This window comes from Bradyrhizobium sp. LB13.1 (genome assembly GCF_054056815.1).
This window is the reverse complement of sequence record NZ_JBSRYQ010000001.1, coordinates 5605209-5617589: the sequence shown is the minus strand read 5'-3', so window position 1 is coordinate 5617589 and position 12381 is coordinate 5605209. Positions and strand designations below refer to the sequence as shown.

General features: G+C 63.6%; 13 protein-coding genes and 1 pseudogene. 5 read left to right on the top strand and 9 right to left on the bottom strand.

Annotated elements, in window-relative coordinates:
• Nucleotides 1–44 precede the first annotated feature (44 nt).
• Together egtD and egtB are read right to left on the bottom strand one after the other, a co-directional pair.
• Nucleotides 45–1016 carry an L-histidine N(alpha)-methyltransferase gene (egtD, locus tag ACVWYI_RS27305; RefSeq protein WP_456663671.1) on the bottom strand — a complete coding sequence of 324 codons (972 nt, stop codon included), beginning with the start codon at nt 1014–1016 and terminating at the stop codon, nt 45–47.
• A 50-nt stretch (nt 1017–1066) separates the two neighbouring features.
• Complete coding sequence (gene egtB / locus ACVWYI_RS27300) at nt 1067–2365, bottom strand: ergothioneine biosynthesis protein EgtB (protein WP_456663670.1); 1299 nt, start codon at nt 2363–2365, stop codon at nt 1067–1069.
• A gap of 241 nt (nt 2366–2606) precedes the next feature.
• Here egtB and grxD point away from each other — a divergent pair, with 241 nt between their 5' ends.
• From grxD to ACVWYI_RS27280, 4 genes and pseudogenes are all read left to right on the top strand, one after another.
• Entirely contained in the window at nt 2607–2933 is a 327-nt protein-coding gene (gene grxD / locus ACVWYI_RS27295; RefSeq protein ID WP_247339126.1) for a Grx4 family monothiol glutaredoxin, read from the top strand.
• Nucleotides 2934–2936: 3 nt separating this feature from the next.
• Nucleotides 2937–3488, top strand: a complete 552-nt coding sequence (locus tag ACVWYI_RS27290) for an O-acetyl-ADP-ribose deacetylase (RefSeq protein ID WP_456663669.1) — start codon at nt 2937–2939, stop codon at nt 3486–3488.
• A gap of 45 nt (nt 3489–3533) precedes the next feature.
• Nucleotides 3534–4820, top strand: a complete 1287-nt coding sequence (locus tag ACVWYI_RS27285; RefSeq protein WP_456663668.1) for a serine hydrolase domain-containing protein — start codon at nt 3534–3536, stop codon at nt 4818–4820.
• A 1-nt stretch (nt 4821) separates the two neighbouring features.
• Nucleotides 4822–6083 (top strand): annotated as a pseudogene (locus tag ACVWYI_RS27280) (serine hydrolase domain-containing protein).
• A gap of 19 nt (nt 6084–6102) precedes the next feature.
• Here the strand turns inward: ACVWYI_RS27280 and ACVWYI_RS27275 are convergent.
• The 7 genes from ACVWYI_RS27275 to murI all read right to left on the bottom strand — a co-directional run bounded on the left by ACVWYI_RS27275 (nt 6103) and on the right by murI (nt 11598).
• On the bottom strand, nt 6103–7170 hold the full coding sequence (locus ACVWYI_RS27275) for a threonine aldolase family protein (protein WP_247444471.1): 1068 nt from the start codon (nt 7168–7170) through the stop codon (nt 6103–6105).
• A gap of 306 nt (nt 7171–7476) precedes the next feature.
• Entirely contained in the window at nt 7477–7704 is a 228-nt protein-coding gene (locus ACVWYI_RS27270; protein WP_456649339.1) for a hypothetical protein, read from the bottom strand.
• Between the two features lie 114 nt (nt 7705–7818).
• Nucleotides 7819–8436, bottom strand: coding sequence for a 30S ribosomal protein S4 (gene rpsD, locus ACVWYI_RS27265; RefSeq protein ID WP_247339107.1), 618 nt, complete (start codon nt 8434–8436; stop codon nt 7819–7821).
• 198 nt (nt 8437–8634) lie between these two features.
• On the bottom strand, nt 8635–9402 hold the full coding sequence (locus tag ACVWYI_RS27260; protein WP_456663667.1) for an acyltransferase: 768 nt from the start codon (nt 9400–9402) through the stop codon (nt 8635–8637).
• Between the two features lie 105 nt (nt 9403–9507).
• On the bottom strand, nt 9508–9906 hold the full coding sequence (locus ACVWYI_RS27255) for a cupin domain-containing protein (protein WP_456663666.1): 399 nt from the start codon (nt 9904–9906) through the stop codon (nt 9508–9510).
• A 59-nt stretch (nt 9907–9965) separates the two neighbouring features.
• Entirely contained in the window at nt 9966–10739 is a 774-nt protein-coding gene (locus ACVWYI_RS27250; RefSeq protein ID WP_456663665.1) for an HpcH/HpaI aldolase family protein, read from the bottom strand.
• A gap of 61 nt (nt 10740–10800) precedes the next feature.
• Complete coding sequence (gene murI, locus ACVWYI_RS27245) at nt 10801–11598, bottom strand: glutamate racemase (RefSeq protein WP_456663664.1); 798 nt, start codon at nt 11596–11598, stop codon at nt 10801–10803.
• Nucleotides 11599–11771: 173 nt separating this feature from the next.
• Between murI and ACVWYI_RS27240 the strand changes: the two genes are divergently transcribed.
• Nucleotides 11772–12320, top strand: a complete 549-nt coding sequence (locus tag ACVWYI_RS27240) for a cytochrome b (protein WP_456663663.1) — start codon at nt 11772–11774, stop codon at nt 12318–12320.
• Nucleotides 12321–12381: the final 61 nt, after the last annotated feature.

The following is a 12381-nucleotide window of genomic DNA, read 5'->3' as shown; positions in this document are numbered from 1 at the left end:
GGGGAGAATGCCAAGCAGCCCGCCCGGCGGCATGCGCTGAACGCTTACTCCGCCGCCTCCAGCGCGTGCACCGAGAACATCTTCGCCGTATCCGTCCAGCTCTCGCGCACTTGCCAGCCCGCGCCTTGCGCCAGGGCGGCGAAGCGGTCGAGGCTGTATTTGTAGCTGTTCTCGGTGTGGATGCTCTCGCCCGCACGGAACGAGAAGCTGGTACCGAGCAGGCGCACGGTCTGGCTCTTCTTGCTGATCAGGTGCATCTCGATGCGGTGCCGCTCGCGATTGTAAATCGCGCGATGGGTGAAGGCGGAGAGATCGAAATTGCCGCCGAGTTCGCGGTTGATGCGGACGAGAACATTCAGGTTAAAGCGTGCGGTGATACCGGCGGCGTCGTTGTAGGCGTCGTGAAGCACGCGCTCTTCCTTCTCGAGATCGGCGCCGATGATCATCTGCGCGCCCCGGCCCAGAATAGCTCGCGCGCTCTTCAAGAAGGCCTGCGCTTCATGCGGCTCGAAATTGCCGATGGTCGAGCCCGGGAAGAAGCCGACCTTGGGCATGGATGCCACCGCCTTGGGAAGCTCGAACGGCGTGGTGAAGTCGGCCGCCACCGGGTGGATGCCGAGTGACGGAAAATCCCGCTTCAGGCCGTTCGCCTGCGCCTTCAGGAAGTCGCCGGAGATGTCGACGGGCACATAGGCCGCGAATTTGCAATGGTTGAGCAGCAGGCGGACTTTTGTGGTCGCGCCCGCGCCGAACTCGACCAGCGCCGCGTGCTCCGGAATGATTTTCGCGATTTCGCTGCCGCGCTCTTTCAGGATCGCAAGCTCCGTGCGCGTCGGGTAATATTCCGGCAGGCGTGTGATTGCCTCGAACAGTTCAGATCCGGCCGCATCATAGAAATATTTCGGCGACAGCTTTTTCGGCTGCTGCGAGAGGTCCCCGATGGCCTCGCGGGCGAAGGCAGTGGTCTGAGCGTCGGGAAGATGGGCTTCAGCCAAAGCGCTGGCGTGCACATTCATGATACTCTCCTGAACGCGCTGTCCGGCGCGCGGTTGTCGTCGGATAATTGTTATTCGTAGTCGGCGAGCCGCAATCCCGTGAACTGCCAGCGGTGGTGCGGATAGAAGAAGTTGCGATAGGTGATACGGCTGTGCCCCTCCGGGGTTGCAAGCGAGGAGCCGCGCAGCACCAGCTGGTTGACCATGAACTTGCCGTTGTACTCGCCGAGCGCGCCTTCGATAGCGCGATAGCCGGGGTAGGGTGAGTAGGACGATCGCGTCCACTGCCAGACGATGCCGAAGGCATCGTTGAGCTGGCCGGCGCGGGCCGCGACTTCCCATTCCATCTCGGTCGGCAGATGTTTTCCGGCCCAGCGCGCAAACGCATCGGCCTCGTAATAGCTGACGTGGCAGACCGGCGCGGTGGGATCGACCGGCTTGAGGCCGGCCAGCGTCATCACATGCCATTGGCCGTCGATCTCGCGCCAATGGCCGGGAGCGTCCCAGCCCTCGTTGTTGACGGCCGCAAAACCGTCCATCAGCCACAGCGTTGCGGTCCGATAGCCGCCGGCGCGCATGAAGGCGAGCCATTGGCCATTGGTGACGAGATTGCGTGCGACCTTGACCGGGCCGACGAGGGCGCGATGCGCCGGCTTTTCGTTATCGAAATGAAAACTGTCGTCGACATGACCGACGGTGTGGATGCCTTCGTTCAGCATCAGCCAATCCTCACCGGCCGGCGTCGTGGTCGGGAAGCACCAGTCCGGATCATAGGCCGGCGGGATCGGGTTCTGCGCGAAGGCGTGCAGGATGTCGGTGAACATCAATTCCTGATGCTGCTGCTCGTGGTTGAGGCCGACCTCGACCAGCGGTGCGATCTCGCGCAGCTTGTCCTCGCCGGCCTCGCGGAAGAATTTTACGACTGCAGCGTCGACATATTTTCGGTAGGCGCCGACCTGATCGGCGCTGGGACGGGTGATGTCGCCGCGATGATTGCGGGAATGGCGGGGACCGGCGCTGACGTAATAGGAATTGAACAGGAAGGCGAAGTCAGGGTGAAAGGGCCGGTAACCCGCACAGTGCCCGCCGAGCAGAAATTGCTCCCAGAACCAGGTGGTGTGCGCCCGGTGCCATTTCGTCGGGCTCGCATCCGGCATGGACTGGATCTGCTGGTCCTCCGGCGACAGCGGCGAGGCCCGGCGCTCGGTCTCGTCGCGGACGGTGAGAAATGCGTCTTCGAGATTCCGCGCAAGGCCGCCCAAATCGGCCGACGGTGACGAAAGCGGGGCGGGGGCCGTAGCGGAGGCTTGTTTCGTCACGTTTTTCTCCAGACAGGACAAGAGAACGTTGTTGGCGCTGCCCGGTTCCAAAACGCGGGGTTCGTCCTAGATAGGGGCTCCGTGACGGTATGAAAGTCCTCCCCGGCGATGATATTCGTGCCATCATGCAATGGGCCGGCGCTGCCCAGACCGTCGGCGCAGGGGGCCGGTCGCCGCCATTTTACTTTGGATGCACAACGGTTTGGGCTACATATATGGGCAGGTATCGGGTTAGATCGGCTGAGCCAGCCCGAAGCGATTGGAGTGGGCTCAGCCCCATAAGGACACGGATATGAGCATCGAGGAATTCATCGCCAACGAAGTGAAGTCGAACGACGTGGTTCTGTTCATGAAGGGTACGCCGCAATTTCCGCAGTGCGGGTTCTCCGGCCAGGTCGTGCAGATCCTCGACCACGTCGGCGTCGGCTATAAGGGCCTCAACGTTCTCGAATCCGCCGAACTGCGCAACGGCATCAAGGACTACTCGAACTGGCCGACCATTCCGCAGCTCTATGTAAAGGGCGAGTTCGTCGGCGGCTGCGACATCATCCGCGAAATGTTCCAGGCAGGTGAATTGCAGCAGCTGTTCTCCGAAAAGGGCGTCGCTGTCGCAGCCTGATACGTGACCGAGCTGACGCGCCGGATTGGTGGCGCCGAACTCGAGGTTATCGTTGCTGACATCACCACACTGAGCGTTGACGCAATCGTCAACGCGGCCAACACGTCGCTCCTGGGCGGGGGCGGCGTGGACGGCGCCATCCATCGGGCGGCCGGGCCCGATCTGGTCGCCGAATGCCGCATGCTTCACGGCTGCAAGACCGGCGATGCCAAGATCACCAAGGGCTATCGCCTCAAGGCCGCCCATGTGATCCACACCGTCGGGCCGGTCTGGAACGGCGGTACGCTCGGCGAGGATGATCTGCTCGCCTCCTGCTATCGCCGCTCGATGGAGCTGTGCGGGGAGCACAAGCTGACCTCGGTGGCATTTCCCGCGATTTCGACCGGCATTTTCCGCTTTCCTGCCTACCGGGCGGCCGATATTGCCGTGCGCACCACGATCGAAGGGCTCGCGGCCGCACCATCCGTCGCTCGCGTGGTGTTCTGCTGCTTCGCTGAGCCGAGCGGCAAGCTCCACGCCGAGGCGGTTGCGCGACACAGCAGCCCTTGTGCCTGATGCCGCGGTCAGTACACTCCGCCCGCGATGTTCCGGGGAGGGGATATGATCTTACAGTCTGGACTGCGTGCGTTGCTCTGCGGCGCGCTGGTGTCGCTGGGCGCGATGTCGTTCGCGCGAGCGGAGGGCACCTACGAGATTCCGGCCGGCGCGCATTTTAACCGGGACAAGCTCGCCAAGATCAGTGAGTTCTTCAAGAACGAGGTCGCGACCGGCAAGATCGCCGGCGCAACCGTGCTGATCCAGCAGCGCGGCAAACCGGTCTTCCGCGAAGCCTTCGGCGTGCAGGACGTGGCGAGCAAGGCGCCGATAACCGACAAGACGATCTTCCGCCTGTTCTCGATGACCAAGGCGATCACCTCTGTTGTCGCGATGCAATTGGTCGAGGACGGCATGATCAAGCCCGACGATCCGGTCTCGAAATACATTCCTTCTTTCGCCAATGTGAAGGTCGGCGTCGAGAAGAAGGCCGAGGACGGCACCAAGTCGCTCGAACTCGTGCCACCTAACCAGCCGATGACGGTGCACGATTTGATGACGCACACCTCGGGCGTCACCTATGGCTTCTACGGCGACACCCTGGTCCGCAAGGCCTATCGCGACGCCAACATCTATGCCGGCGATTTTGACCTCGCTGAGTTCGCCGAGCGCATTGCAAAGCTGCCGCTGCACAACCAGCCCGGCGCGCTCTGGCAGTACGGCCATTCCACCGACATCCTGGCGCGCGTCATGGAGGTCGCGAGTGGAAAGCCGTTGCTCGAGATCGAGCGGGAGAAGCTGCTGGTGCCGCTCGGCATGGTCGACACCGGCTTCTTCGTCACCGATCCCGAGAAGCAGAAGCTGCTGGCGCAGCCGGTGCCGAATGACAGTGATTTCCGGGTCGGCCGGATCAACGATCCGACCGTCGCCAAGAAATGGCAGTCCGCCAGCGGCGGCATGGTCTCCACCATGGCGGACTATGCGCGCTTCGCGCAGATGCTGCTCAACGGCGGCACCCTCGATGGCAAGACCATCCTCAAACCGGAGACGTTCAAGCTGATGGTGACCGATCAGATCGGCCCCAAATCGGGCGTCGATCGCGATTATTTCTACTTCCCCGGCGACGGTTTTGGCTTCGGCCTCGGACTCGCGGTGCGCACCGACCCCGGCAACGCAAAACCGCCGCCGCCCGGCGATCTCGGCGAACTGAAATGGGACGGCGCCTCCGGCTGCTATTTCGTGATTGATCCCAAGCAGGACATGTTCTTCGTGCTGCTGGAGCAGACCCCGACCGAGCGCCAGCGCGTGCAGCGGACATTGAAGCAGCTGGTCTATGAAGCAATGGAGAACTGACATGCGCGGGCGCCGCGCGCTGATCGCGGCGCTCGTCCTTGTGTTAGGCGTCGTTGGTTTGAAGGCAGGCTCCGAGCGCGCCGCGCACAATCTCTCGCCCGAAGGCCTGGCAAAAGTCTCCGACTACATCCGGAACGAGATCGCGACCCGGCAAGATCCCCGGCGCCATCCTGCTCCTCCAGCAGCACGGCAAGCCGGTCTATTACGAGAATTTCGGCGTCCGCGACGTCGCGACCGAGATGTCGATGAGCGCGGACACGATCTTCCGCCTCTATTCGATGTCGAAGCCGGTCACGTCAGTCATGGCGATGATGCTGGTCGAGGAGGGCAAGCTCAAGCTCGACGATCCTGTCTCGAAATACATTCCGGCCTTTGCCGGCATGAAGGTCGGCGTCGAGAAGAAGGCCGAAGATGGCAAGGTCGCGCTGGTGCTGGAGCCGGTCATTCGTCCGGTCACAATCAAGGACCTGCTGCGCCACACCTCCGGGCTGCCCTACGGCTATCATGGCGGCGGCATGGTGCGCGAACTCTATGCCGAGGCCAATCTCTTCAACAGCAATCTCAACAATGCCGACTTCGTCGCCAAGATCGCCACGCTGCCGCTGGTCGAGCAGCCCGGCACGGTGTGGGACTACGGCTATTCCACCCGACGTGCTCGGCCGCGTCGTCGAGGTCATCGCGGGAAAGACGCTGCTTCAGTTCGAGAAGGAACGGCTGCTCGATCCGCTCGGCATGACCGAGACGGCTTTCTTCGTCGCCGATCCCGCCAAATTCCCGCGCATTGCCGAGCCGATGCCGGAGGATCGCAACATCAATCCGACGACGCAGGTCCGCGACATCAGGCAGCCCGCGAAATGGGAATCGGGCGGCGGCGGCATGGTCGGCACCGTCGGCGACTATGCCCGTTTCGCACAGATGCTGCTGAATGGCGGCACCTATGACGGCCGGCGCTATCTCAAGCCCGAGACCATCGCGCTGATGGCGTCGGATCATATCGGGCCCGAGACCAAGACCGCGCGCGACCAGAACTATTATCCGGGCGGGTCTTCTGGGTTTGGCCTCGGCTTCGCGGTGCGCACGTCAGTGCCGCCCGGTACATCCTGGCCACTTGGCGAATATCGCTGGGACGGCGTCGGCGGCACCTTCTTCTTCATCGATCCCGAAGACGATCTGTTCGGGATATTCATGGTGCAGACCCCGTCGCAGCGCGGCCGGATTCAACTGGCGCTGAAGACGCTGATCTATCAGGCGATGGGGCGGTGATCGCGGCGGTTCGCGGGGCTTACGCCCCGCGCACGATCTCGCGCACGTAGCCGATCATTTCCTCGATCTGGGTCGCATTGACGTCGAGATGGGTGCAGGCACGGATGCGGCCGTCCATCATCGCAAGCGTCACGCCGCGCTGGCGGAGCGCCGCAACCATCTTGTCGCCGGCAATGCCGGCGCCATCGGGCTTGAAGAACACGAGATTGGTCTCGGGCTCCTGCACGTCGACGCCAGGGATCTGCGACAGTCCGCGGGCGAGTGCGCGCGCGTTGGCGTGGTCGTCGGCGAGACGATCGACGTGATGGTCGAGTGCGTAGATGCACGCGGCCGCGCAGATTCCGGCCTGCCGCATTGAGCCACCGAGGCGCTGCTTCCACTGCCACACCGCGTCGATGAAGGCGCGGGAGCCTGCGAGTACGCCGCCGATCGGCGCGCCCAGGCCCTTCGAGAAGTCGATCCAGGCCGAATCCCACCCCGCCGTCATGTCGCGCGGGGAGATGCCGCTCGCCACGGTGGCATTGAGCAGACGCGCGCCATCCATGTGGGTGACGAGGCCGTGTTGTTTGGCGATCGCGACGATTTCGTCGAGCGCGGCCTTCTTCCAGATCGTGCCGCCGCCGATATTGGCGGTCTGCTCGACGCTGACCACGGTCTGCGGTGGCTGGTAGCGCGTGCGCGGGTGCAGTGCCTTGCGGAATGTCTCCGGCGTGAACTGGCCGTCGGGTCCCTTCAATTGCGTGACCTGGAAGCCGCCGATGGCGGCATGTGCGCCGCCTTCGCGCGCGATGATGTGCGCGCTCTCATGGGCGAGGATCTCGTCACCGGGACGACAATGCACCAGCGTCGCGGTGACGTTGCACATCGTGCCTGATGGCATGTAGACCGCGGCTTCCTTGCCGAGCAGCTCGGCGACGCGCTCGCACAGCGCATTCACGGTCGGATCGTCGCCGACCTGCTCGTCGCCGACTTCGGCGCGCGCCATCGCCTCGCGCATCGCAGCCGTTGGCTTGGTCTGCGTGTCCGAGAGCAGATTGATGCGCACCGGCGGTGCCTTGGGATCGATGGGGGGAGGGGTATAGAGCATCAACTTGCTCCCTGAGGGAATTGCACTCACTCGCGGTCAGCGAGTTCTGGGTGGACGCCGGGCGGCGTGACGAAACGCATGATCACGACTTCTGTCGCAGTCACACGATAATCGATCAGATACGGATAAGGGTTGACCGGCAAGCGACGGACGTATGCACGGGTGGTCGGTCGCCCTGCATAAGGGTGATCCTGAAGAGCGCTATAACGCGGTCACGCATGTGGTCTGCTCCTTGGGGCGAGCGCGCTTCGATGTAGGTCAGAACCTCGTCGATTTGGACGAGCGCCCGCTTCGTATAGCGGACCTTCACAGCCCGTGCTTAGCCCACATCGCGTGGATTTCGTCGACGCTGGCAAGCTCACCGCGAGCGATTTCGGCTTCGGCCCCGGCGAGATCGGCCTCTTCCGCCGGCGTCAGCTGGATCGGAGGCTGATCGACTCCAGCAAGTTCAAGCAGGGTCCGCGCCAATTCGTCCTGCTCTGAATCAGGCAGGCCGGACACTTTGCTAAAGGCCTCTTCCAGAAGACGCGTCATGCTTAACTCTGCAATGCGCAATCCTAGCACATATGGCCTGGGACATGGAAATGGCCGGCTCAAACAAAAAGGCCCCGGAAACCGGGGCCTTTGAGGAATTGATCTGCCGAACTATCAGCGCGAATAGAATTCGACGACCAGATGCGGCTCCATCTGCACCGGGAACGGCACGTCGGAGAGGTGCGGGATGCGCACGTATTTCGCGGTCATCTTGTTGTGGTCCACCTCGAGATAGTCCGGGGTGTCACGCTCAGAGAGCTGGCTGGCTTCGAGGACGTGGGCGAGCTGCTTGGAGGCTTCCTTGACCTCGATCACGTCGCTGATCTTGACCTGATAGCTTGAGATGTTGACCTTGCGGCCGTTCACCTTGACGTGGCCGTGGTTGATGAACTGGCGCGCGGCGAAGATCGTCGAGACGAACTTGGCGCGGTACACGACCGCGTCGAGACGACGCTCGAGCAGGCCGATCAGGTTCTCGCCGGTGTCACCCTTGAGGCGGCTGGCCTCGACATAGATGCTGTGGAACTGGCGCTCGGAGATGTTGGCGTAGTAGCCCTTCAGCTTCTGCTTGGCGCGCAGCTGCACGCCGAAGTCGGAGAGCTTGCCCTTGCGGCGCTGGCCGTGCTGGCCGGGACCGTACTCGCGGCGATTGACGGGGCTCTTCGGGCGGCCCCAGATGTTCTGGCCCATACGGCGGTCGAGCTTGTACTTGGCTTCACTGCGCTTAGTCATCGCGTCCTCTGTAGGTTCATGATTTGAGGAAACGCGCCCTCCTGTGTGACGGGCTAGCCCGGCACTGACAGGTCCGATCCCCAAAGCGTGGGGGAAAGGACCACGGGTCGCGAAACGCTTCGCGGGCCGAAATCGGCCCGCGAGCAAGCGGCTTTTAGGGGAGTTCGGGGCTCGCTGTCAATGCGAATGGCCCTGGAATCACGTCCTGACCGCTCGGATCGGCTCGGGGCCGGCTGCCCGCAATTCGGCAGCGATTTCAGTGTTCAGGACCTGTTCCAGCCGGGTCAGGACCCTGGCGATGGGGGCAGCGTCGGTCACCCGGTGATCCCAGCGGATCACGACATGGATGCTCTGGTCAGCCCCGACCACCCCATAGCTGACGATGAAAGGGCCGGGCGTGATGGGGTGAAGCTCGCCCCCGCCATACGCGGCCACCGAGCTCACGGCGAAGCTGCCGAACCAGTTGCCGCGCTGCCGGCCGAAATTCAGCCCGATCGCCCAGGACAGGCGCCGCAGCGGCAGCGGCAGACGGGTCGCCCGCATGATCTTGCGGAACATGGGAATTTCGTCGATCGGGGCTGTCTTGGCGCGCCGGATCTCGGCGTCGATTTCGGCCAAGGCTATGGCCTCTGGGCCTGCGATCCGCTGCAACAGCACGCATTCCTCGCCGTCCTCGACCCGGGCGATGGCGACCGAGGCTACGCTCTTCGGCAGCTCATAGAGCATCGGCCAGGGCCATTTGGCGTAAACCGTGCGCAGGAGCGGCTCGTCCCTGGCCACCAGAGCGAAGGCCTTGACGAACATCGCGGCCCAGCCGGCCGGCGCCATCGCGCCCGCGCGGGCGTCCAGCAGAGGGCGGATGTTGAGCGAACGGGAAAGCGACACGAATGGCACGCCGATCGAGGCGCGCATGAGATCGATAATCAGGCGGCGCGGCAGCGAAATGGTCTTTGCTTTCCCGCGCATCGCTCTTTCGGTTCCCGCAGATTAGACAATGTGGAGCGAGCGGATTCCCGCTCGCCGCCTGCTCTAGCACGAACCAACCCGCCTGGGGCCGGTCGGTTCGCCGCATCAGGGTGCCGGCGAAGCCAGCGGCTTGGTCTTGTCGACGACGTAAACTCCAAGCACTTTCATGCCCTTGTCGCCGTGGGCTTTGGCGTCGTGCACGACACCTGCGGGGATCTGGTAGGAATCACCGGCTTTCAGGGTTTTCTCCGGCTGACCGTCAATGAGAAGATTCAGCTCGCCTTCGAGCACGTAGCCGGTCTCGATTCCCGGATGGGTATGGCGTCCGGCCGCGCCGCCCGCCGGCACTTCCGCGATGGCGGTGATGGTGTTGTAGCCGTCCGGAAATTCGACCTTCTGGAGTGGGGTGCGTTTGATGCCGGGCTGCTGGGCGAAGGCGGCAGCGGCAAGGCCGGTGAAGGCAAGACCGGTGAAGGCAAGAGCGAGCAAAGTCTTTTTGAGCATTGTTTCCTCCCTGGAACGGCCGACCCTAACAGCGCCGCCGTTCCCGGCAAGCCCGCCGCTCAGCGTTTGATCCCCTCGAACGCCGCCATGATGCCGCGCTGGAATAGCGACCAGTCGAAGCCGAGCGCGATCGCGCGGTAGCCGCGGTCGATCAGCTGGTTGGCCTGGTCTGCGGTACGCGCCACGCCACCGATCGGCACGCCGCTTCTGAGGATGCCGGCTTCCGCGCGGGCGACCAACTCCAGCAGCTCGGGATCGTCCATCTGCCCGCGCTTGTTGATGGACGTGGCGAGATCGCCGGGGCCGATCACCGCAACATCGATGCCTGGCGTCGCCATGATCTCGTCGATGCGGTTGACGGCGTCGACATGCTCGATGGTGATCATGCAGATCATCTCGTCATCGGCTGAGGCCATGTAGTCCGGCATCGACTGGCCCCAGCGGAACGGCGCGTGGAACGGACCCCAGAGACGATCGCCGCGCGGCGGATAGCGCACGCTGCGGACCGCTTTCTCGGCATCGGCGCGATTGGTGATCATCGGGAAATTGATGCCGAAGGCGCCGATGTCCATCGGTGCTTTCGCCAGCCACGGCTCGTTGGCCGCGATCCGCACCAATGGTGTGCATGGCGTGCCGGTCGTTGCCGCGATCATGGCATGCGCCTCGGTCAGTCCAATCGGACCATGCTCGAGATCGACGATGATCCAGTCGAGCGAGCGGGCCATGATCTGCACGGTCTGCACGCTCGGGATCGTCGCGATCGCGCCGAACGCGGGACGACCCTCGCGCCACAATTGGCGGAGGCGATTGAGCGGTATTGCGGGGATCGACATGAGATGACCTGCGGAGAGATGACGGCGGCGAAGCCTAGCAGCGTGCCGTGTCCGCGGAAAGTCAGGCCAATGCGCGGCCGCCGAAGAATGGCGTCAGCGTGGCGCTGAGGCCATGTACGCGATTCGAGGTGAAGATCATCTCGGCACCGGATTGCGCGATGCCGCCGATCTGCGGGCCGAGTAGATCCGAGACGCGGCGGGCGATCGCGGGTGCCGGATCGATCCAGTCGACCGGCCAGGGCGCGAGCTTTTTCATCCGGTCGAGCAGCAGCGGATAATGCGTGCAGGCGAGCACGACTATGTCGGTGCGTGCGCCCGCATCCGCGGCATCGCCGACGAAGCAGGGGGTAAGCTCGGCGAGGATGTCGCCGTCACTGATCGGGGTGCCGCTGAGTTCAGCTTCAGCCAGCGAGGCCAGTTCGGGGGAGCCGACCAGCGTCACCTCGCAACCCAGCGCGAAATCGCGGATCAGCGCCTTGGTGTATTCGCGCTTCACCGTGCCCTTGGTACCGAGCACGGAGACGCGCCGGGTCTTCGACTGCGCGCAGGCCGGCTTGATCGCCGGCACGGTGCCGACGAAGGGCAGGGAATAAGCGGCGCGTAAGTGAGATAGGACCAGGGTGGACGCCGTGTTGCAGGCGATGACGACGAGGTCAGGATCGTGCGTGCCGATCAATTCCCCCATCAGCGGCACCACGCGGGCGATGATCTGGTCCTCGCTGTGGTGGCCGTAGGGGAAGAAGGCGTCGTCGGCGACGTAGACGTAATGCGCGTCCGGGCATGCGGCCACGACCTCACGCAGCACCGTGAGCCCACCAAGGCCGGAATCGAACACCAGGATCGTCGGGGAATTGATCACGTCGTTACCTTAGCCCGCCATGGTTACCATTCGGTTTTTGGGGCGGTTTTGCGGCAGGGGCGTTTGGGACCAATTTGGAACGATTCAATTTCACGATTGCCGCGTGTTCCCGCTATCAGCTGCCGTACTGCGGTGCGGACAGGGGCAGGCCCGCAAAACTCCGGAGAGCCGACATGATCAGAAACACCAGTCACGGCTGGGGCAGCGTTTCCCGGTGGCTGCACTGGATTTTGGCGCTGACCATCATCGGCATGATCGGCTTCGGCTGGTGGATGAACCACATCCCGGCGCGTCCCGACCGCTTCTTCTACCGCTCGATCCACGCCGATATCGGCTATGTGATCCTGCTGCTCACCGTGCTGCGCCTGGTGTGGCGCCTCGTCAACCCGACGCCGCCCCTGCCGGCCGAGACCTCGCGCTGGCAGAAGATCGCGGCCCATGTCAGCCACGGCGCGCTCTACCTCGCCGTTGTCGTCGTCACCATGCTCGGCTGGGCCCATTCCGGTGCGCACGCGCCTGACTATTCGGACTTCTTCGGCCTGTTTCACGTGCCGCAATTCACCACGCCCGACCGCGCGGCGGCGGGCGTCTATGAGGACCGCCACATCCTCTTCGCCTATGTGCTGCTCGCCTTGATCGCGGTTCACATGATCGCGGCCCTCTGGCACCACTTCATCCGCCGCGACCGCGTCGTGGCGCGGATGGTGACGGACGAGGCGTAATCGCAACCACACCTGTGCGTTCGTGGCACATCCCACGTTCTGCTTCATCTCTTCAGGAGGC